The sequence below is a fragment of the Massilia sp. UYP32 genome (assembly GCF_050434365.1).
Classification (GTDB): Bacteria; Pseudomonadota; Gammaproteobacteria; order Burkholderiales; family Burkholderiaceae_D; genus Telluria; species Telluria timonae.
Window position 1 is genome coordinate 164,047 of the sequence record NZ_JBNDIK010000007.1, and the last position, 21,260, is coordinate 185,306.

Consider the following 21,260-nt stretch of genomic DNA (forward strand, 5'->3'; position numbering starts at 1 on the left):
GAGCCGACAAGTATAAGCTCAGCCGCCTGACGCTCGTCCGTGCCGCGCGTGCAGTCGCCGCAAGCGATGCTAAACTGGCAAGCCTGTCCAACTCTGACCAGAAAGGGGATGTCCATGAAAGATCTCGTCAACGATGCCCACAGCCTGCTGGGCGCCAGCGCCTACGACGACGGCGTGAAGCGGCGCGACTTCCTGAAGGCGGCGGTCGGCACCGGTTTCGCCGCGGCCGCGCTGCCGGTGGTCGCGCAGACCCGGATCCAGACCGATGCCGAGGGCCTCGACGCCGCTGACAGCATCCTGGTCATCGAAGGCCAGGACGTGCCCGTCTACCGCGCCCAGCCGCGCGGCAAGACCAACGTCCCGGTCATCCTGGTGGTGTCCGAGATCTTCGGCGTGCATGAGCACATCAAGGACGTGGCGCGCCGCTTCGCCAAGCAGGGCTATATGGCGATCGCGCCCGACCTGTTCGTGCGCCAGGGCGACGCGACCAAGGTCGAGGCCATTCCGGACCTGATCAAGAACATCGTCTCCAAAACGCCGGACGCGCAAGTCATGTCCGACCTCGACACCGTCGTGGCCTGGGCCAAGCAGCGTGGCGGCGACACCACCAAACTGGGGATCACCGGTTTCTGCTGGGGCGGACGCATCACCTGGCTGTACGCCGCGCACAACCTGGACGTCAAGGCCGGCGTGGCCTGGTACGGCCGCCTGGTGGGCGAGGCGACCCCGAACACGCCGAAGCACCCGATCGACGTGGCCCAGAACCTCAAGGTGCCGGTGCTGGGCCTGTACGGCGGCAAGGACGACGGCATCCCGCTGGACACGGTCAAGCGCATGCAGGCCGCCCTGGACAAGGGCAACAGCCGCTCGACGATCCACGTGTATCCGGACGCCGACCACGCTTTCCACGCCGACTACCGCCCGACCTACAACGAGGCCGACGCCAAGGACGGCTGGAACCGCGCGCTGGCCTGGTTCCGCAAGCACGGCGTCGCCTGACGGGCGACGGCCTGCGAGCCTGCCGCTTTGGGCAGGCTCTTGGACGAGCGCGGGCCGGGAGCGGTACAATGCCCGGTTTGCGGATCGTCGCAAGAACAGAACAAGAGGCTTTCAAATCGACCCGCTTATCGACCCGACCCTGAGTTCCATCCTGCTGGCGACCGTGATCGCCGGCGTCGTCAGCATTTCCGGGGCTGCGCTTTTCTCGTTCGCCCTGCTGTCGAAAGTGGTCGAAAAGATGGTCAGCCTGTCGGTCGGCATCATGCTGGCGACGTCGCTGCTGCACGCGCTGCCGGAAGCGTTCGAATCGGGCGCCGACATCAAGAGCCTGTTCGCCACCCTGCTGGCGGGCCTGCTGGCCTTCTTTTTATTGGAAAAAGTGGCGCTGCTGCGCCATTCGCACCACCACGAGGGCGACGGACACCACCACGCCCACGGCCATGACGCGCGCGAGGCCGGCAAGTCGGGCTGGATGATCCTGCTTGGCGACGGCATGCACAACTTCACCGACGGCATCCTGATCGCGGCGGCCTTCCTGGCCGACCCGGAGGTGGGCATCGTGACCGCGCTGGCCATCGTCGCCCACGAAATCCCGCAAGAGATCGGCGACTTCATCGTGCTGCTCAACGCCGGCTTCTCGCGCCTGCGCGCCTATGTGTTCAACCTGCTGTGCAGCCTGCTGGCGGTGGCGGGCGGCCTGCTGGGCTACTTCACGCTGGACCAGGCCAGCGGCCTGATTCCCTATGTGCTGGTGTTCGCCTCGTCGGGCTTCATCTATATCGCGGTGAGCGACCTGATGCCGCAGATGCAGCGCCGCGCGACCCTGAAGGAGTCGGTGCCGCAGGTGTTCCTGATCGCCCTCGGGGTGGCGATCGTGGTGGCGCTGCACGCCTTCTAAAGAAAAAGGGCTTCGCGAAGAAGCCCTTTGTCGTTCAATCCGCGCCTTTCGCGACCGGCCGCGAGGCGTCGCCCACCCACTCGCTCCACGATCCCGGATACAGGCTGGCGCCCGGCAGGCCCGCCACTTCCAGCGCCAGCAGGTTGTGGCAGGCGGTCACGCCCGATCCGCACTGCATGATGGCGCGCTGCGGATCGTCGACCAGGGCGCCGAACTCCGCGCGCAGGTCTTCCGGGGCCTTGAAGCGGCCGTCCGCCTGCAGGTTGTCCTTGAAGAAGCGGTTCTTCGCGCCCGGGATGTGGCCGCCCACCGGGTCGATCGTTTCGTTCTCGCCGCGGAAGCGGTCGGCCGCGCGGGCGTCGATCACGATGCGCTGGCCGCTTTCCAGGTTGTCCATCACTTCGCGCACCGTCACGGTCGGCACGAAGGGCGCACGCACGCTCAAGCTGCCGCGCGGCCTGGCGGGCGTCTCGGTCGACAAGGGCTGGCCCAGCGCCTGCCAGGCCGCCATGCCGCCGTCGAGCACCGCCACCGCCTCGTGGCCCAGCCAGCGCAGCAGCCACCACAGGCGCGCCGCGAACATGCCGCCGTGGGCGTCGTAGGCGACCACTTGCGTGTCGTCATCAATGCCGAAAGCCTGCAGGGCCTGCGCCAGCGCTTCCTTCTCGGGCAGCGGATGGCGGCCGAGGAACACGCCGTCAGGCCCGCGCTTGGCGCCCGACAGCACGGTCTCGATGTCGGCGAACACCGCGTTCGGCAGGTGGCCGGCGGCATAGCCGTCACGGCCGGCGGCGAGGTTCACCAGGTCGTGGCGGCAGTCCACCACCACCCATTTCGGGTCGTCGATATGGGCGGCCAGCTGGCTGGCCGAAATCAGGGTCTTGAACATGGCGTTAAGTCTCCTTCTACGATTCGCTGACCACGGGGTCCTGGTCCTTGACGACGGCGCCGCGCGCCGTCTTGCGGGTATTGTAGAACGTCGCGGCCAGTCCCGAGAGCAGGATCACGCCGATGCCCAGCCACACGTGCCAGTCGAAGGCGTCGCCCCACAGGATCAGGCCCCACAGGGTGGAAAACACGATGCCGGTGTACTGCAGGTTGGCCACCACCAGCACCTTGCCCACGCGGTAGGCGCGGGTCATGCACATCTGGGCGATCAGGGCGGCGCCGCCGATTCCCAGCAGCAGCAGGAAGCCGTAGGCCGTGTGCCCATGGAACAGGGCGCCTTGCGGGCCGTCGCCGGCCAGTGTGGCGGCGAGGCCGACCAGGGTCGTGGTCAGCGAGAAGTAGAACACCACGCGGTATTCGGGTTCGCCCAGTTGGCCGAGCTTGCGCACCTGCATATAGGCCATGGCCGAGATCATCGACGAGCACACGCCGGCCAGGCCGCCCAGCCACTGGTTGCTCTCGACCGCCGGCTGCAGCACCATGGTCACGCCGAAGAAGCTGGAGGCGATCGCCACCACCAGCGGCCACTCGGCATGCTTGGTCTTGGTCCACCAGCCCATGACGAACATCCCGGCCGCGATCCAGATCGGCGCCATGTAGTTGAGCGTCATCGCCGTGGCCAGCGGCAGGCGGCCGATCGCGAAGAACCACAGCCACAGCGAGGTCACGCCGACCAGGCTGCGCCACAGGTGGGCCTTGCCGAAATCCGTCTTGAAGGTGCCGCCCTGGCGGCGCACCATGAACAGCAGGATGAGGGTGCCGATCAGGCCCCGGTACATCAGGAGTTCGGAGGTGGAATAGAACTCGGAAGCCAGCTTCACGCCCGCGCCCATGGCGGCGAACGCGAAGCTGGCGTACAACATCCAGAGGGAAGCCATCGGATTTCCAGTGAAGGACCATGCGGCATCGCCGCCGCGCGGTCCGGGCGCCGGGGTGCGGCGCCGGTTTTACGACTTGAAGGTTACAACGCGATCCTGCTGCGATACCACTCATGGAAGTGCTGCATGCCGTCTTCCATGGGCGACTGGTACGGACCGACCTCGTTGACGCCGCGCGCCAGCAGGATCTTGCGGCCGGCGTCCATGCGCAGGCCGATCTCGTCGTCCTCGACCGCCGTTTCCATATAGGCGGCGCGCTCGGCCTCGACGAATTCGCGCTCGAACAGCACGATCTCTTCGGGGTAGTAGAACTCGACCACGTTGCGGGTCTTCTGCGGGCCGTCCGGCCACAGGGTCGACACCACCAGCACGTTCGGATACCACTCGACCATGATGTTCGGGTACAGCGTCAGCCAGATCGCGCCGTACTTCGGTGGCTGGCCGTTGTTGAACTTCAGGACCTGCTCCTGCCAGCGTTTATAGGCCGGCGAGCCGGCCTTCTGCAGCGCGCGGTTCACGCCCACGGTCTGCACGCTGTAGTCGCTGCCGAATTCCCATTTCAGGTCGTCGCACGAGACGAAGTTGCCCAGGCCCGGGTGGAACGGCTCGACGTGGTAATCCTCCAGGTAGACCTCGATGAAGGTCTTCCAGTTGTAGTCGCACTCGTGGATCTCGACGTGGTCGAACATATAGCCCGAGAAGTCGAGGTCTTTCGTCACCGACAGCTTGCCGAGCTTTTCCATCACGTTGTAGCCGTTCTGTTCGAACAGCAGGCCGTTCCAGTTCTGCAGCGGGGTTTTCGACAGGTTCAGGCACGGCGTGTCCGCGAAATGCGGTGCGCCGATCAATTCGCCTTTCAGGTCATAGGTCCAGCGGTGCAGCGGGCACACGATGTTCTTCGCGTTGCCGCGGCCATTGAACATCAGCGCCTGGCGGTGGCGGCAGACGTTGGAAAGCACTTCGATGCCGCCCGCGTTACGCACCAGCATGCGGCCTTCGTGTTCGGAGGCGAGCGTCGCGAAGTCTCCGGTTTCCGGCACCATCAATTCATGGCCGATGTAGCGCGGGCCATTGTGGAACAGTTGCTGCATCTCGCGCTTGAGGAGCGCGTCGTCAAAATAAACATTTACCGGAAGCTGTGCGTTCGAGCGCGCCAGCTTGGCGTGGGTAGCCAGATCGGACATCCCAACCCCCCTTTAAGGTAGCTTCCAAAGAAGAGAAAGAATCCAAAGACCAGTATTTAAGTAGAGGAATACGGTATTTCGGACAGAACCGGAGATTATACTGCGTAACAGGCTCTACCGTCTTGGGCCGGCGCGAGATTGTGGTGCGCGGCGCTTGATGTGTTGCCGATGAGGCATGGTTTTCATATTGGAACAGGGGCAGGGAGGGGACAAATAAAGGGCGTCGGCCGGATTCCTGACGCACCTGCCAGTTGTGAATGCTGCAATGTGCGCCCCCCGTGGGGTGGGATTGATCTAAAATACGCGATTGGACTGACCCACGGCGCACAACTGGGCGCCTTCACGAAACCGACTTATGGCAAAGAATATGACAGCGGACAGCGCGCCGGCAGCAGCCGCGGCGCCTCCGCAATCCTTCGAGCAGGCGATGGCCGAACTGGCCCAGCTCGTGACACAGATGGAATCCGGCGCCTTGCCGCTGGAAGCCTCGGTCGCGGCCTATGCGCGCGGCTCCGAACTGGTCAAGTATTGCGCCGCCCAGCTCGAAAAAGTCGAGTCCCAGGTCAAGGTGCTCGAGGGCGACATGCTCAAGCCATTCAGCGACGACGAGGTCACGCAATGACGGTGCAGGATTTCAGCGCCTGGACCCGCGACGTCCAGGCCAGGGTCGAGGAAGCGCTTGACGCCTTCCTGCCGCCCGCCGACCGGGTGCCGCACAAGCTGCACGAGGCGATGCGCTACACCACGCTCGGCGGCGGCAAGCGCGTGCGCCCGCTGCTGGCGTATGCCGCCGGCGCGCTGTTTGACGCCGACCCCGCGGCGCTGGCCCGGGTCGCGAGCGCGGTCGAGATGATCCACGTGTATTCGCTGGTGCACGACGACATGCCGTGCATGGACGACGACGCCCTGCGCCGCGGCAAGCCGACGGTGCACGTGGCCTATGACGAAGCGACCGCGCTGCTGGTCGGCGACACCCTGCAGGCGCAAGCCTTCGAGGTGGTGGCCAGCCTTGATGCCGCGGCGGTGCCGCCGGCGCGCCAGTTGACGATGGTGCGCCTGCTGGCGCAGGCCGCCGGCTCGAACGGGATGTGCGGCGGCCAGGCGATCGACCTCGATAGCGTCGGCCTGTCGCTCACCCGCGAACAGCTCGAGCTCATGCACCAATTGAAGACCGGCGCCATGCTGCGCGTGTCGGTGCTGCTCGGCGCGCTCGCCGGGCGCGACCTGGCAACGCACGAACTCGAAGCGCTGGACGCGTATTCCGCCGCTGTAGGCCTGGCGTTCCAGGTGGTCGACGATGTGCTCGACGCCACCGCCGATTCGGCCACGCTGGGCAAGACCGCCGGCAAGGACGCGGCCGACAACAAACCGACCTATGTGTCGATCCTCGGCCTGGAGCCATCGCGCGCGCTGGCCGAACAACTGCGGCGTGACGCGCACGAAGCGCTGGCGCCATTTGGAGACAAAGCACAGCGTCTGCGCGAACTGGCAGACCTGATCGTGCAGCGGAAGGCCTAAATGAACCTGCTAGAAAAAATCAACGACCCATCCGACCTGCGCAAGCTGCCGCGCACCCAGCTCACCCCGCTGGCGCACGAGCTGCGCCAGTTCCTGCTCGAGTCGGTGTCCAAGACCGGCGGCCACCTGTCGTCCAACCTTGGCACGGTGGAGCTGACGATCGCGCTGCACTATGTGTACGACACGCCGCGCGACCGCATCGTGTGGGACGTCGGCCACCAGACCTATTCGCACAAGATCCTCACCGGCCGGCGCGGCCGCATGCCCACCTTGCGCCAGCTGAACGGCCTGTCGGGCTTCCCGAAGCGCGACGAGAGCGAGTACGACACCTTCGGCACCGCCCACTCGTCGACCTCGATCTCGGCGGCGCTGGGCATGGCCACCGCGGCCAGGATCAAGGGCGAGGACCGCCATGCGATCGCCGTCATCGGCGACGGCTCCATGACCGCCGGCATGGCGTTCGAGGCGCTGAACAACGCGGGCGTCGAGGACGACGTCAACCTGCTGGTCATCCTGAACGACAACGACATGTCGATCTCGCCGCCGGTGGGCGCCCTGAACCGCTACCTGGCGCGCCTGCTGTCGGGCCAGTTCTACGCCGCCGCCAAGAACGTGGGCAAGAGCGTGCTGCCGGCGCCGGTGCTGGATCTCGCGCGCAAGCTCGAAGAACACGCCAAGGGCATGGTGGTCCCGGCCACGATGTTCGAGGAGTTCGGCTTCAATTACATCGGCCCGATCGACGGCCACGACCTCGATTCGCTGATCCCGACGCTGGAAAACATCAAGAAGCTCAAGGGCCCGCAATTCCTGCACGTGGTGACCAAGAAGGGCCAGGGCTACAAGCTGGCCGAGGCCGAGCCGATCCTGTACCACGGGACCGGCAAGTTCAACCACCTCGAGGGCATCAAGCCGTCCACCGCGCCGAGCAAGATCACGTATACCGAGGTATTCGGCAACTGGTTGTGCGACATGGCCGCCGCCGATAAGCGCCTGGTCGGCATCACGCCGGCCATGCGCGAAGGCTCGGGCATGGTGCGCTTCCACCAGGAATACCCGCAGCGCTACTTCGACGTCGGCATCGCCGAGCAGCACTCGGTGACCTTCGGCGCCGGCATCGCCACCGAGGGCCTCAAGCCCGTGGTCGCGATCTATTCGACCTTCCTGCAACGCGCCTACGACCAGCTGATCCACGACGTGGCGCTGCAGAACCTGGACGTGACCTTCGCGCTCGACCGCGCGGGCCTGGTGGGCGCCGACGGCGCGACCCACGCCGGCAACTACGACCTGGCCTACCTGCGCTGCATCCCGAACATGGTCGTGATGGCCGCGTCGGACGAGAACGAGTGCCGCCAGATGCTGACCACCGCCTACCACTATCCCGGCCCGGCCGCGGTGCGCTATCCGCGCGGCGCCGGCGTCGGCGCTCCGATCGTCGAGGCCTTGAGCTCGATCGAGATCGGCAAGGGCGAGGTGCGCCGCACCGGCAAGGGCGTCGCGATCCTGGCCTTCGGCTCGATGGTGGCGCCGAGCCTGAAGGCGGGCGACGAACTCGATGCGACGGTGGCCAATATGCGCTTCGTGAAGCCGCTCGACGTCGAACTGGTCAAGCGCCTGGCGCAAGAGCACGAGTTCCTGGTGACCGTGGAAGAGGGCTGCATCATGGGTGGCGCCGGCGCCGCCGTGATGGAAGCGCTGGCCGCCGCCGGCATCGCCAAGCCGGTGCTGAACCTGGGCCTGCCCGACAACTTCATCGACCAGGGCGATCCGCAAGCGCTGCTGGCGTCGGTGGGCCTGGATGCCAAGGGCATCGCAGCATCGATCCGCGCGCGTCTGGTGGCGCAGGGCGAGCCGCGGCTGGTGGTGAATAACGGCTGATTGCGCGATACGCGCAGGCACGAAAGAAAAACCGCTTTCCGTAGAAAGCGGTTTTTTTATCCCGGCTGCCCGAACAAGGCCTCGGCGCGCTGGTACAGGATCCAGGAAGTAGCGATGTACTTGTCGCCGCTCCTGGCCACATTGCCGCGGTGGGTATGGGTAAAGCCCGCCGGCGCGATCACCAGCCGCCCCTTTTTTGGCGCGATCTTGCGGCCCTGGTACAGGAACTCGGTCTCGCCGCCATCGTCCACGTCGTTGAGATAGAACATCCACAACAGCACGCGGTGCAGCGAATCGCAGCTGGCGTTCTGCGGATAGATCTCGGAGTGCCAGTGGTGGTAGCCGCCGCTATTCTGCCGGTACTTCTGCAGGTTGATGGTGCCGGGGCGGTACAGCACGCGCACCAGGTCTTCGATATATGGGCGGCCCACTTCCTCGAAGTTGTCCATCGATAGCACCGTCGGCGTGCCGGTCTGCGGATGCTCCAGGGTCGGCGACAGGGACCCCATCAGCAGCATGCGGTAGCGGTCGACGTACTGCACCAGGTGGCGCGTCATCGTCTCGAGCAGCAACTGGGTGACGTCGTCCCACTCGCGGTGCAGGTTGATGGTGATGTCGTAGCTGTCCTTCTTGTCGACGTCGACGCCGTTGCCGGTGCGCCCGCGCACGACCTTGTCGCTGGCCTCGAAGCGCGCCAGCAGGGCGTCGCACTGCTGCGCGCTGAGCGCGTCGTCATAGACGCCGATGAAGTCATCCATCACCTTGTCGTCCATGGATCAGCCCCGCTTGCGTTCGTGCTGCCACAGCACGTCGCTGCCGCCGGCATGGCGGTTCAGCACGCGCGCCAGCACGAACATCAGGTCGGACAGGCGGTTGACGTACTGGCGCGGGTGGGCGTGGATCTGCTCCGCCTTCGACAGGGCCACGATGGCGCGCTCGGCGCGCCGGCACACGGTGCGGCAGACATGGGCGGTGGAGGCCGCGCGCGAGCCGGCCGGGAGGATGAATTCCTTCAGGACCGGCAGGTCGGCGTTGTATTTCTCGAGCAGGCCGTCCAGGCGCGCCACGTGTTCTTCCTTGATCATCTGGTAGCCGGGGATGCACAGCTCGCCGCCCAGGTCGAACAGGTCGTGCTGGATCGAGACCAGCTCTTCGCGCAATGCAGCCGGCATGTCTTCGCACAGCAGCAGGCCAACGAAGGAGTTGAGCTCGTCGACTTCGCCCAGCGCGTGGATGCGCGCGCTGTCCTTGCCGGTGCGGCTGCCGTCGCCCAGGCCGGTGCTGCCATCGTCGCCGGTGCGGGTCGCGATTTTCGAGAGGCGGTTGCCCATGATGTTGCCTTATGCGTTGGTGAGAAAAAACGATGGGACGAGCATACGACAAAACGTGGTAATTGTGCTTACAATCGAAGCATGCACGACCTCGTCTCCCATCCAGGCCCAGTCGCCACGCATGACCCCACCGAGCGGCGCAATCAGGTGGCGGCGGCCCTGCGCGCGCGCCTGCCGGCGGGCGCTGTCCTGTCCGACCCCGAAGACACCCGGCCCTATGAATGCGACGGCCTGGCCGCCTACCGCCAGCTGCCGCTGGTCGTGACCCTGCCGACCGACGAGGCGCAGGTGCTGGCCATCCTCGACGTCTGCCGCGAATTGCAGGCGCCGATCGTGCCGCGCGGCGCCGGCACCGGGCTGTCGGGCGGCGCGCTGCCGATCCGCGACGGCGTCGTGCTGTCCACTGCGCGCATGAGCCAGATCAAGCGCGTCGACCCGCTGGCGCGCACCGCCGTCGTCCAGCCTGGTGTGCGCAACCTGGCGATCTCCGAAGCCGCCGCCCAGTTCGGCCTGTACTACGCGCCCGACCCGTCGTCGCAGATCGCCTGCACCATCGGCGGCAACGTGGCCGAGAACTCGGGCGGCGTGCACTGCCTCAAATATGGCCTGACGGTGCACAATGTGCTGCGGGTGCGGGTCGCCACCATCGAGGGCGATATCATCGAACTGGGCGGCGCAGCGCTCGATGCGCCAGGCCTGGATTTGCTGGCGGTGTTCATCGGTTCCGAAGGCATGCTGGGCATCGTCACCGAGGTGACCGTGAAGCTGGTGCCGAAGCCGGCGCTGGCCCAGGTCATCATGGCGTCGTTCAGCGATGTGGTCACGGCCGGCAATGCGGTGGCCGACGTGATCGCGGCCGGCATCATCCCGGCCGGCCTCGAGATGATGGACCGCACCTCGGTGCGCATGGTCGAGCCCTTCGTGCAGGCCGGCTACGACCTCGACGCCGCCGCCATCCTGCTGTGCGAGGCCGACGGCACGGCGCTCGAGGTGGCCGAAGAAATCGCGCGCATGAGCGCGGTGCTCGCGCGCGCCGGCGCGACCGCGATCGCGGTGTCGCAGAGCGAAGCGGAGCGGGTGCGCTTCTGGTCCGGCCGCAAGAACGCCTTCCCGGCGGCGGGCCGCATCTCGCCAGATTACTACTGCATGGACGGCACCATCCCGCGCAAGCAGCTGGCGCGGGTGCTGGCCGGCATCGCGGCGATGGAGCAAACCTACGGCCTGCGCTGCTCGAACGTGTTCCACGCCGGCGACGGCAATATGCATCCGCTGATCCTGTTCGACGCCAGCGCGCCCGGCGAATTCGAGCGCGCCGAAGCCTTCGGGGCGGCGATCCTGGCGCTGTGCGTCGAAGTGGGCGGCACCATCACCGGCGAGCATGGCGTGGGCATGGAAAAGATCGACTCCATGTGCGTGCAATTCGGCCGCAAGGAACTCGACGCCTTCTTCGCGGTCAAGCACGCCTTCGACCCGGTCGCGCTGCTCAATCCGGACAAGGCGATCCCGACCCCGCACCGCTGCGCCGAATTCGGCAAGCTGCACGTGCACCACGGCGAGGTTCCGTTCCCGGACCTGCCGCGTTTTTGAACGAGAACCGATATGGGAACGATCGAACGATTCCAGGAACGGGTGCGCGCCGCGGCGAGTGATCGCCAGCCGCTGTGCATCCGCGGCGGCGGCAGCAAGGACTGGTATGGCGGCGCGCCACAGGGCGCGGGTCTCGACACCCGCGACCACGCCGGCATCGTCGACTACGAGCCGACCGAACTCGTGATCACGGCGCGCTGCGGCACGCCGCTGGCCGAGATCGAGGCGCTGCTCGCCCGGCACAATCAGATGCTGGCCTTCGAGCCGCCGCATTTTGGCGCCAATGCCACCGTGGGCGGCACGGTTGCGGCGGGCTTGTCCGGTCCGCGGCGCGCCAGCAGCGGCGCCACGCGCGACTTCGTGCTGGGCGTCAGGCTGCTGGACGGGAAGGGCGACGTGCTGGCGTTCGGCGGCAAGGTGATGAAGAACGTGGCCGGCTACGACGTCTCGCGCATGCTGGCCGGTTCGATGGGAACGCTCGGCCTGCTGCTGGAAGTGTCCTTGAAGGTGCTGCCGCGGCCCTTTTCCGAGGCCACGCTGCGCTTCGAGATGAGCGAGATCGACGCCATCCGCCGCCTGAACGAATGGGGCGGCCAGCCCTTGCCGCTGTCGGGCAGCGCCTGGTGCGGCGGCCAGCTGGCGCTGCGCCTGTCCGGCGCCGAGGCGGCGGTCGACGCCGCGATGCGGCTGCTGGGCGGCGAAGCGGTGCCGCATCCGGATGCGGCGGCGTTCTGGACCGACCTGCGCGAACAGCGTCATGCCTTCTTCACAGGGAGCGAACCCCTGTGGCGCCTGTCGGTGCCGTCGACCACCGGCGCGCTGGTGCTCGGCGGCGACCAGCTGATCGAGTGGGGCGGCGCCCAGCGCTGGCTGCGCACCGGTGGCGATGCCGCCACGGCCGACACGGTCCGGCGCACGGCGCAAGCCTGCGGCGGCCATGCGGCCCTGTTCCGTGGCGGCGACAAGGAGATCGGCGTGTTCCAGCCGCTGGCGCCGGCGCTGGCGCGCATCCATGCGCGCATGAAGGATGCCTTCGATCCCGCCCACATCTTCAACCCGGGCCGCCTGTATCCCGAAAGCGCCTGACCCATGCAAACCCTACTGGCCGACTTCATCAAGGGCACGCGCGAAGGCGCGGAAGCCGAGGCGATCCTGCGCGCCTGCGTGCACTGCGGCTTCTGCACCGCCACCTGTCCGACCTATCAACTGCTGGGCGACGAGCTCGATGGCCCGCGCGGACGCATCTACCTGATCAAGCAGGTGCTTGAAGGCGCGCAGCCGACCCGCAAGACCCAGCTCCACCTGGACCGCTGTCTCACCTGCCGCAACTGCGAGACCACCTGTCCGTCCGGCGTCAAGTATGGCCGCCTGGTCGACATCGGCCGCAAGCTGGTCGACGAGCGCGTGCCGCGTCCCTTGAATGAAAGGATCAAGCGCACCACGCTCAAGGAATGCCTGCCGCGCGCCGGCGTGTTCAGGCCGGCCTTCAGGGCGGGGCAGGCGCTGCGGCCGCTGTTGCCGGCCGCTCTGCAGGACAAGCTGCGGCCGGCGCGCGCCGCCGGCCGCTGGCCGACCCGGGTTCACGCGCGCAAGATGCTGCTGCTGGACGGCTGCGTGCAGCCGGCGATGGCGCCGAACATCAACGCTGCCACCGCGCGCGTGCTCGATTCTCTCGGCGTGCAGCTGCTCGTGGCGCCCAAGGCCGGCTGTTGCGGCGCGCTGCGCTACCACATGAACGACCAGGACGGCGGCCTGGACGACATGCGGCGCAACGTCGACGCCTGGTGGCCGTACGTGGAACAGGGCGCGGTCGAGGCGATCGTGATGACCGCCTCCGGCTGCGGCGTCACGGTCAAGGAATACGGCCACCTGCTGGCGCACGATCCGGATTACGCCGACAAGGCGCGCCGCATCAGCGAGCTGACGCGCGACCTGTCCGAGATCCTGCCGCAATTCGAGGAGCAGATCAGGACGCGGGCGCAGGGGAAGGGCACGCCACGCGTGGCTTATCACCCGCCGTGCACCCTGCAGCATGGCCAGCAAATCCGCGGCAAGGTGGAAACCGTGCTGCACGCGGCCGGCGTGGACGTGGTGCTGTGCGCCGACAACCACCTGTGCTGCGGCTCGGCCGGCGCCTATTCGGTGCTGCAGCCGGAGATCGCGCACGCGCTGCGCGACCGCAAGCTGGCCAGCCTGGATGCGACCGGCGCGGAGGAGATCGTGTCGGCGAACATTGGTTGCCTGACGCACCTGCAGTCGGGCACGGACAAGCCGGTGACGCACTGGGTCGAGCTGCTCGAGCGGGCGTTGCGCTGATTGCGCGCGCGGGCGCAACGCCGATTTCCTGGCCGTGTTAGGATCGCGCCGAACCCGTCAATCGGCGGGAACCAGTGGCAATTTACAGGAACGATCTTGAGCTTCACCTTCCAACTCGTGCGCGACGACGAGGGCGGCCCGGCCGCCGTGGTCTTCGAAGACAGCAGCAGCCCCGGCCTGGTCCCGGTCTGGGAAGCCGCCGGCGTCTACGACGCGCTGTACAACAGCGACGGCCGCATGGCGCGCGACGTCTCGCGCGCCATCGCCTACGGCCTCGACCAATTGAACGAGAACGCCGCGCTGGGCGGCCTGCTGCCGCCGGGCGTCTCGATGACCGAGGCGATCCGCTTCCTCGACAACGTCAGCCGCGGCTGCACCATCCACGGCGTGGCGCGCATCCAGACGCGCTGACGACGAATCCGTGCGCTTGTCACAAGAGGTTACGACGGCGCTATGGTGTTCAAGTGCAAGGGCTTGTACCATGTGAGCGTTTTGCTCGACAACGAAAGCCTCTTATGACCTTGCCAATCTTTTCACGTTCCATGTGCCTGGGCCTGTTCGCGATCGCCTGCGCCATCCCGGTCCAGGCCGAAAGTTTCGCCTCGTCGGCCTCCAGCGCCGGCTCGGCGTCGTCGGCCAGCATTTCGGATTCGATCAGCGATTCGAGCACCAGCTCGAGCGGCGACAACAAGGTGGCGGCCGGCGACTACCGCGTGATCGACATCGCGCAGGCCCCGAACAAGCCCGACACCACCCGCCTGACCCTGCGCGCCGAAGCCGGCCAGGCCCGCACCTTCTTCCTCGACGTGCCGAACCGCGCCATGGTCCAGCGCCAGGTCAATGCCGGCGACGTGGTGCGCGTGAACGAGCGCGTCTATGGCTACGAATTCGCCCACGCCGACACCCAGCGTCCGTTCTTCCTGGCGCTGCAGGACGACTGGCAGCGCGACCTGGCGTCGCGCAAAGTCGTCATCTGATGCGGCTGCGCAGGGCGACCGCCGCGCTGGCGCTCGGCCTCTGCGCCACCTTCAGCGGCGCGGCCTGGGCCGGCCTGCCGACCTTCTGCGAGCGCGAGAGCGACATCACCGCGCTCGAACAGGACCGCGTGCTGCGCTTTGCCGGCGTGGTCCGGCAAGAGCTCGAACGCTCGGGCGGCAAGGTCGCCCTGATTTCCCGCGCCGGCGTGGACCTGAGCCGCTTCGGCCTGCTGTATTCGCATGCCGGCGTCGCCCTGAGGGACGATGCCGACGGCGCCTGGGCCGTGCGCCAGCTGTACTATGCCTGCGACGACGCCCGTCCGCACCTGTTCGACCAGGGCATCTCGGGCTTCGCGCTTGGCGCCGATGCGCCATCCAGCGGCCATGTGTCGCTGCTGTTCCTGCCCGAGCAGGACAGCGCGCAGCTCGAACGCGCCGCGCGCGACAAGCGGCTGGCGCTGGCGCTGCTGGCGGGGAAGTACAGCGCCAACGCCTATGCTTTCGGCACCGATTACCAGAACTGCAACCAGTGGGTGGCCGAGCTGCTGGCGGGCGCCTGGGGCGGCGTATCGGGACACGGCGCCGGGCAGGCAGGACAGGTGCGCGAGCGGGCGCAGGACTGGCTGCGCGCGCAGGGCTATGTCGCCGGGCCGGTCAGGGTGCCGGGACACTTGCTGATGTTCGCCGGGCAGTTCGTGCCGCTGGTGCATGTGGACGACCATCCGGTGGACGACCTGCACGCCCTCGCGCTGCAGGTGAGCGTGCCGGCCTCGATCGAAGCCTTCGTGCGCCAGCGCGCGCCGCAGACGCAACGCGTGGAGATCTGCCACGACGAGGGCCGCATCGTCGTGCGGCGCGGCTGGGAGCCGCTTGGCGCGGCGTGCGAGCCGGGGCCGGACGATGAGGTGATGGTGCTGGCGCCTTGAGCGCTGAAATAGAAAAAGGGGGCGAATGGAACGTCATTCATTGCGCTCGCCTACGCCGGGCACGCGGACGGCGCTGCTGGCATGCATGTTCTTCTCGCCGTTGCGGCCTCTGCGACCGACTTCCTCCCGTCGTGCCTGACGGGCACCTGGGATACGGCCGAGACGCTGTTTGCCGGCGAAACTGGGCAGGTGGAAATTAATCTGCAGCCGGATGGCTTGGGCATTATGGTTGGCTCGGCGCCGCCTGCCAGACGCATTGACGGCAAGGACGACGGAAAGCCTGGATTGCGGGCAATCGCCGGGTTTCCGCTGCGTGCGATAGTCGAGGGCGATACGCTGACGGCCCGTCCAATTGCGCTTGATCCGCGGGAAGAAGAAAAGGCCAGGCGCATGGTCATCACCTGTTCATTCGAAGCGGCTGGCCCGACATTGACTTGCGCGGCGCCGGGCCACCCACGCCTGGTCATGAAGCGGCGCAGCGACACGAATCCGGTGGAGTCCGTACGCATGCTCGAGGCGGTGCGGTCGCGGCTCCGATAAACAACTGCGGCAGCAGTTTCTCGATATCCGCCCCTGCGACGACACGCTATTGAGACAGTGATTAAATTGCAACAAGATAATAATATGGCTCGACCGTAAATATCTCAGCGATTAACATTCGGGAAACTCGAGTGCCGAGTAGTTTGTATGCACAGAGGTACCATCGCCCTTGAGCATCGCGACCGCGATTCCGGGGTGCGGCCTGTCCAATCCTGAAAAATAGTCGCTTATCATGCATTATCGTGCCGAGATCGATGGCTTGCGAGCCATCGCCGTGCTTCCTGTCATCCTGTTCCATGCCGGCTACTCGGCGTTCAGCGGCGGCTTCGTCGGTGTCGACATCTTCTTTGTCATCAGCGGTTACCTGATCACCTCCATCATTCTGTCCGAGATGGAGCAGGGCAGGTTCAGCATCGTCAATTTCTACGAGCGGCGCGCCAGACGTATCCTTCCCGCACTGTTCTTCGTGATGGCGGCAACGCTCCCGTTCGCCTGGATGTGGTTGATTCCATCCGAGTTCAAGGATTTTTCGAAAAGTATTGTCGCCGTGATGGTGTTCGCATCGAACATCTTGTTCTGGCAAACCAGTGGCTATTTCGATACCGCCGTCGAGAGCAAACCGCTGCTCCATACATGGAGCCTCGCCGTCGAAGAGCAGTATTACGTCCTGTTTCCGATCTTCCTTTTCTTCGCGTGGCGCCTGGGCAGGCGTAACGTGTCGGCATTGGTGCTCCTGCTGGTTATCGCAAGCCTGATGCTGGCGCAGTTCGTCACGCCGGCCGCGCCGGACGCATCGTTCTATCTGCTGCCGACACGGGGATGGGAACTGGGTATCGGCGCACTTGCCGCAATCTATATGGGAAAGAACGATCGGAGGAACGTGTCGAAGGCGTGGTCTGAATGCCTTGGACTGGCGGGCCTGCTGCTGATCGGCGCCAGTATCTTCATCTACGATGCCCAGACGCCTTTTCCGAGCGTGTACACGCTTGCGCCAACGATGGGGACGGCGCTGATCATCTTGTTCTGCCGGCCAGCCACCCTGGTCGGATGGCTCCTGACACGCAAGGCCATGGTAGGTATCGGCTTGGTGAGCTACAGCACCTATCTCTGGCACCAGCCCCTGTTTGCGCTGGCGCGACAACGTAGTGCGAACGATCCCGGATTGCTGACGTTTACGGCACTTTCCCTTGCCTCGATCGTTCTGGGATATTTGAGCTGGCGCTTCGTCGAAACGCCATTCAGGGACCGAAAGCGTATCGGAAGGCAGCATGTCTTCGCGTTTTCGGCGGTCGGCATGACCATTTTCCTGTGCATCGGACTCGCCGGTTACCAGTCCAACGGATTTCGCGAGCGAGAAAAATGGGACGGGATCGAACACGCTTTTGCCACCCAGGAGGAACTGGGAAGCGGGAACCGCCTATGCGAGAAGAACAGGATCGATTCTCCACTTGGCCCTCAGGTATGCATTATCGGCCACCCCTCGAGCCAACCCGACGGTGTGCTGTGGGGTGACTCGTATGCAGGCGCCCTGATGCACGGCCTGGACCGGGAGTTGCGTCAGTCGGGCCAGTCCTTCTATGTCGTGCTCAGCGACGGGTGCATCCCTGTCGAAGGTGCATGGCGCACGCGCAAGGGTGTGGAATTCAATTGTGTCGAATCGCGTCATCGACAATTCGTCGATCAGCTGCTGCGTCAGGATGCCATCCAGACCGTAGTCTGGATCGGCGCCTTTTCCGCACTGCTCGGCAGCAAACCACACGACGAGTATGTGATCGATGGCGTGCCTGCCGAGCACACGCGCACGAAGCGCCGCATTGTCGATACGCTGGAAAAATTCGAGGAGGCGGGGAAGAAGGTCGTGTTCATTGGCGATACGCCGAAATTTCCCGAGTTCGTGGCCGACTATGCTATTCGCCGCTTCGCCGCAACCGGCGGCGACACCAGTGCGACGGTCCAAAAAGTGAGCAGGAAACATGCTGCTCTGCGAATCAACCAGACTGACCTGCTGGCCGAGGCGCATGCGTACGCAAAGGTCATCGATGGATTGCAGCTGTTCTGCGACAGCAACAGTTGCTCATCGCACGATGCAAACGGCAGGCTGCTGTTCATCGATAACAACCACGTCTCGCATGTCGGCTCCGAGCGCTTGGCCAGAGAGGTCATCCGGCAGCTGAACCTGCCGTGGGAACGCGACGCGCGCGCGTTGACGCCGCGGCGACAACGACAAGGATGACAGCCCATTCGGGCCGCACCTGGTCGGCTACGCCAGCAGCTTCTCGATATCGCCCTTCAGTTCTTCCGGCTTGGTGGCCGGCGCGTAGCGCTTGACCACCGCTCCTTCCTTGTTCACCAGGAACTTGGTGAAGTTCCACTTGATCCCCTCGGTGCCGAGCACGCCCGGCGCCTCGCCCTTCAGGAAACGGAACAGCGGGTGGGCGTCGTCGCCGTTGACATCGATCTTGGCGAACATCGGGAAGGTGACGCCGTAGTTCTTTTCGCAGAAGGCGCCGATCTCGGCCTCGCTGCCCGGCTCCTGGCGGCCGAACTGGTTGCACGGGAAGCCGAGCACCACCAGGCCCTGGTCCGCATAGCGTTGCTGCAGTTCCTCCAGGCCCTGGTATTGCGGGGTGAAGCCGCAGGCGCTGGCGGTATTGACGATCAGGAGCGCCTTGCCGCGATAGCGTGCCAGGTCGACCGGCTGGCCGTCGAGAGCGGTGGCATTGAAATCGTAGGCGGTCATGGCGTTCTCCTTGTGGTTGAATCGCCAAGTTTACGCGAAGGCGGCGCGACGTGCACGGCATCCCGACGCGACCTTCCGGCACGAATCATGGCGGTGACTTTTATTGCGTCTTAGCATTTCTTAACGTATTTTGGGCACAGCGCGTGCGACAATTACGCTCGTCCAATTGTCCAGCATCCCGGGTTGTCATGCCACGTCACCGTTCTTCCGTCTTGCTGCTCGCGCCGATCGTGGCGGGCACGCTGCTCGCCCCTGCCAGCGCCAGCGTCCAGCAGCCTCCCGCGGTCCCCGCACCTGCCGCGCCTGCGCCAGCTACCCCCGTACCGGAAGCCGAGGTTCCGGTCCAGTCGACGGTCTCGGTCAGCGCGGTACGCTCGTCGAACCGCATCGACCGCCAGGCCTATGACGTCAAGAGCGATTCTGCCGCCACCAACGACACCATCGCCGATACCCTGAACAAGGTGCCGTCGGTCGCGGTCGACCCGGACGGCAACGTGACCCTGCGTGGCCGCAGCAATGTGCAGATCCTCATCGACGGCAAGCCGTCCGCCATGATGCAGGGTGAGAACCGCGCCGCCGCCCTGGGCGCGTTGCCGGCCGCCGACCTCGAGTCGGTGGAGGTGATCAACAATCCCGGCGCGCAGTTCGGCAACGAAGGCGGCGGCGGGCCGATCATCAACCTCGTGATGCGGCGCGAGCGCACGCCGGGCAGCTTCGGCGTGGTCAACGCCAACGCCGGCGCCGAGGGCCGCTTCAATGCCTCGACCTTCGGCAGCTACACGGGCGGACGCCTGAGCGTGCAGGGCGCGCTGTTCGGCCGCCGCGACAGCCGCGGTTCGACCGGCGAGACGACGCGCGACCGCATCGATCCGGCCACCGGCGCCGTGGCCAGCAGCGTGCAGAGCTCATACAGCGAGAACGACACCGAGTCGGCCGGCTTCAACGGCTCGCTCAACTACAACCTGGGTGAAAAGGACGTGGTGTCGCTCAAGGCCAGCTTCAACGCCAACCGCCAGGATGGCCTGTCGTCCGAGCGCTACCGCGGCACCGACGCATCCGGGGCGGTCGAGAGCGACTACCTGCGATCCACGGTGCGCGACACCGACAACCGTAGCTACAGCCTGGGCGCGAGCCTCGACCACAAGGGCGAGCTGCCGGGCGAGATCTTCAAGACCGACCTGCGCCTGTCCGGCACCCGGGGCGAGGGCGACACCCGCTACGCCAGCGACTACACGGTGCGTCCGATCAATTCGTCCGATCCGCTGACCCGCCAGGACAACCTGAACGAGACCCGCATCATCGACCTCACCGGCGATTACGAGCGCCCGGGCGAGGCCGGCGTGCTCAAGCTGGGCTACAAGGTCATCCGCAACAGCAGCGTGATCGACACCCGCTTCCTCGACGTCGATCCGGGCACACTGTTCGAAACCGTGAACCCGGCGCGCACCAACCGCTTCGAGCTGGTCGACACCACGCTGGCGCTGTACGGCACCTACCAGATGCGCCTGGGCGAGAAGTGGGGCGTGCTGGGCGGCCTGCGCACCGAATACACCGATCTCGACATGGATCAGGTCACGACCGGGATCAAGGCCGGCAACCACTATCTGGAAGCGATCCCCAGCGCCTTCCTCACCTATGACCTGTCCGATAGCACGGCGCTGCGCCTGAGCTATGCGCACCGCATCCGCCGTCCCGGCGCCTCGGACCTGAATCCCTTCGTGATCTACCGCGACGAAACGAACGTCTCGTCGGGCAATCCCGACCTGATGCCGACCGAGTCCGACTCGCTCGAGCTGGGCGTCGAGACCAAGCTTGGCAACGTCGAGACCAATGTGCGCCTGTATGCGCGCCGCGACACCGACCTGATCTCGGAGCGCCGCTACTTCATTTCGGACACCGTGCTGCTGACCACGCGCGAGAACGCGGGCACCAGCCGCTCGGGCGGACTGGAATTCACCTTCAGCGGTCGCGCCACGTCCAAGCTGACGATCAATGCCAGCGGCAATATCGGCTATTCGGAGCAATCGGTGCTGGGCAGCGTGAACGACGACAAGCGCAGCGCAACCTCGATCGCCGGCCGCGCGCGCTTCAATTACCAGTTCAACCCGGCCAACAGCCTGCAGCTGGTGCTCAATGCCCAGGGCAAGACGCTGTTCGGCGAGGGTTATCGCCAGCCGACCCGCACCGCGGACCTGAACTACCGGCACAACCTGAGCCAGGCCCTGAGCCTGGTCGTCAACGTCAACGACGTCTTCGATTCGCAGAAGTCGGAGTCGATCACCGAAACCGACACCCTGCGCGAATACAGCCTGCGCCGCCAGGACGGGCGCCTGGTCTACGTCGGCCTGTCGTACCGCTTCGGCACCTTCGTCGGCGGACGCGGGCCGCGTGGCCCGGGCGGGCCGGGCTTCGGTCCACCGGGCGGCGGCATGGGGCCGCGGTAAATACAGTCTGTCAGTACAGGCGATATGCCGGATGAATAATTCTGGCAAAGCGGCTTTCGGTGGAACAAGCTGTGACAGAATACGGGGACTTTTGTCCAC

At 65.9% G+C, this 21,260-nt stretch carries 20 protein-coding genes; 14 read left to right on the top strand and 6 right to left on the bottom strand.

From position 1 onward, the window contains the following. Positions 1–114: 114 nt before the first annotated feature. On the top strand, positions 115–999 hold the full coding sequence (locus ABIB42_RS07625; RefSeq protein WP_429248172.1) for a dienelactone hydrolase family protein: 885 nt from the start codon (positions 115–117) through the stop codon (positions 997–999). A 163-nt stretch (positions 1,000–1,162) separates the two neighbouring features. Then, positions 1,163–1,897: a ZIP family metal transporter gene (locus tag ABIB42_RS07630; RefSeq protein WP_005668018.1), complete on the top strand. Its 735-nt coding sequence runs from the start codon at positions 1,163–1,165 to the stop codon at positions 1,895–1,897. A 34-nt stretch (positions 1,898–1,931) separates the two neighbouring features. On the opposite strand, the gene ABIB42_RS07635 is transcribed toward ABIB42_RS07630, so the two are convergent. The 3 genes from ABIB42_RS07635 to ABIB42_RS07645 all read right to left on the bottom strand — a co-directional run bounded on the left by ABIB42_RS07635 (position 1,932) and on the right by ABIB42_RS07645 (position 4,907). Continuing rightward, positions 1,932–2,786 (bottom strand): sulfurtransferase, encoded by an 855-nt coding sequence (locus ABIB42_RS07635; protein WP_005668020.1) that lies wholly within the window; start codon positions 2,784–2,786, stop codon positions 1,932–1,934. Positions 2,787–2,802: 16 nt separating this feature from the next. Next, the gene (locus ABIB42_RS07640) at positions 2,803–3,723 is read right to left on the bottom strand and encodes a DMT family transporter (protein WP_005668022.1); all 921 of its coding nucleotides are present in this window, start codon (positions 3,721–3,723) and stop codon (positions 2,803–2,805) included. Positions 3,724–3,806: 83 nt separating this feature from the next. Then, positions 3,807–4,907, bottom strand: a complete 1,101-nt coding sequence (locus ABIB42_RS07645; RefSeq protein WP_005668024.1) for an aromatic ring-hydroxylating oxygenase subunit alpha — start codon at positions 4,905–4,907, stop codon at positions 3,807–3,809. Between the two features lie 367 nt (positions 4,908–5,274). On the opposite strand from ABIB42_RS07645, the gene ABIB42_RS07650 reads away from it, so the two are divergent. The 3 genes from ABIB42_RS07650 to dxs are packed head-to-tail and all read left to right on the top strand — an operon-like array spanning position 5,275 to position 8,300. Beyond that, positions 5,275–5,529 carry an exodeoxyribonuclease VII small subunit gene (locus ABIB42_RS07650; protein WP_040777212.1) on the top strand — a complete coding sequence of 85 codons (255 nt, stop codon included), beginning with the start codon at positions 5,275–5,277 and terminating at the stop codon, positions 5,527–5,529. After that, complete coding sequence (locus ABIB42_RS07655; RefSeq protein WP_429248173.1) at positions 5,526–6,425, top strand: polyprenyl synthetase family protein; 900 nt, start codon at positions 5,526–5,528, stop codon at positions 6,423–6,425. The genes ABIB42_RS07650 and ABIB42_RS07655 overlap by 4 nt, the downstream gene beginning before the upstream one ends. After that, positions 6,426–8,300, top strand: a complete 1,875-nt coding sequence (gene dxs, locus ABIB42_RS07660) for a 1-deoxy-D-xylulose-5-phosphate synthase (protein ID WP_429248174.1) — start codon at positions 6,426–6,428, stop codon at positions 8,298–8,300. It begins immediately after the preceding gene. A gap of 56 nt (positions 8,301–8,356) precedes the next feature. Here dxs and ABIB42_RS07665 read toward each other — a convergent pair whose 3' ends face one another. Together ABIB42_RS07665 and ABIB42_RS07670 are read right to left on the bottom strand one after the other, a co-directional pair. Continuing rightward, positions 8,357–9,073 carry a 2OG-Fe(II) oxygenase gene (locus ABIB42_RS07665; protein WP_429248175.1) on the bottom strand — a complete coding sequence of 239 codons (717 nt, stop codon included), beginning with the start codon at positions 9,071–9,073 and terminating at the stop codon, positions 8,357–8,359. A gap of 3 nt (positions 9,074–9,076) precedes the next feature. Continuing rightward, the gene (locus ABIB42_RS07670; protein WP_005668037.1) at positions 9,077–9,631 is read right to left on the bottom strand and encodes a cob(I)yrinic acid a,c-diamide adenosyltransferase; all 555 of its coding nucleotides are present in this window, start codon (positions 9,629–9,631) and stop codon (positions 9,077–9,079) included. A gap of 81 nt (positions 9,632–9,712) precedes the next feature. On the opposite strand from ABIB42_RS07670, the gene ABIB42_RS07675 reads away from it, so the two are divergent. The 8 genes from ABIB42_RS07675 to ABIB42_RS07710 all read left to right on the top strand — a co-directional run bounded on the left by ABIB42_RS07675 (position 9,713) and on the right by ABIB42_RS07710 (position 18,210). Beyond that, positions 9,713–11,218, top strand: coding sequence for an FAD-linked oxidase C-terminal domain-containing protein (locus ABIB42_RS07675; RefSeq protein WP_429248176.1), 1,506 nt, complete (start codon positions 9,713–9,715; stop codon positions 11,216–11,218). Positions 11,219–11,230: 12 nt separating this feature from the next. Continuing rightward, entirely contained in the window at positions 11,231–12,304 is a 1,074-nt protein-coding gene (glcE, locus tag ABIB42_RS07680) for a glycolate oxidase subunit GlcE (protein WP_429248177.1), read from the top strand. 3 nt (positions 12,305–12,307) lie between these two features. Further along, positions 12,308–13,534 carry a glycolate oxidase subunit GlcF gene (gene glcF / locus ABIB42_RS07685; RefSeq protein WP_429248178.1) on the top strand — a complete coding sequence of 409 codons (1,227 nt, stop codon included), beginning with the start codon at positions 12,308–12,310 and terminating at the stop codon, positions 13,532–13,534. 96 nt (positions 13,535–13,630) lie between these two features. Further along, positions 13,631–13,945: a hypothetical protein gene (locus tag ABIB42_RS07690; RefSeq protein ID WP_109345019.1), complete on the top strand. Its 315-nt coding sequence runs from the start codon at positions 13,631–13,633 to the stop codon at positions 13,943–13,945. Between the two features lie 104 nt (positions 13,946–14,049). After that, positions 14,050–14,511 (top strand): hypothetical protein, encoded by a 462-nt coding sequence (locus ABIB42_RS07695; RefSeq protein ID WP_429248179.1) that lies wholly within the window; start codon positions 14,050–14,052, stop codon positions 14,509–14,511. Beyond that, the gene (locus ABIB42_RS07700) at positions 14,511–15,437 is read left to right on the top strand and encodes a DUF2145 domain-containing protein (RefSeq protein ID WP_312488863.1); all 927 of its coding nucleotides are present in this window, start codon (positions 14,511–14,513) and stop codon (positions 15,435–15,437) included. Before ABIB42_RS07695 ends, ABIB42_RS07700 begins: the two co-directional genes overlap by 1 nt. Before the next feature lie 81 nt (positions 15,438–15,518). Continuing rightward, the gene (locus ABIB42_RS07705) at positions 15,519–15,977 is read left to right on the top strand and encodes a hypothetical protein (protein ID WP_429248180.1); all 459 of its coding nucleotides are present in this window, start codon (positions 15,519–15,521) and stop codon (positions 15,975–15,977) included. A 232-nt stretch (positions 15,978–16,209) separates the two neighbouring features. Further along, on the top strand, positions 16,210–18,210 hold the full coding sequence (locus tag ABIB42_RS07710) for an acyltransferase family protein (protein WP_312488865.1): 2,001 nt from the start codon (positions 16,210–16,212) through the stop codon (positions 18,208–18,210). Between the two features lie 27 nt (positions 18,211–18,237). Here the strand turns inward: ABIB42_RS07710 and ABIB42_RS07715 are convergent, their stop codons facing one another. After that, entirely contained in the window at positions 18,238–18,717 is a 480-nt protein-coding gene (locus tag ABIB42_RS07715) for a glutathione peroxidase (protein ID WP_273029009.1), read from the bottom strand. A gap of 188 nt (positions 18,718–18,905) precedes the next feature. Between ABIB42_RS07715 and ABIB42_RS07720 the strand changes: the two genes are divergently transcribed. Further along, complete coding sequence (locus tag ABIB42_RS07720; protein ID WP_429248181.1) at positions 18,906–21,161, top strand: TonB-dependent receptor domain-containing protein; 2,256 nt, start codon at positions 18,906–18,908, stop codon at positions 21,159–21,161. Positions 21,162–21,260: the final 99 nt, after the last annotated feature.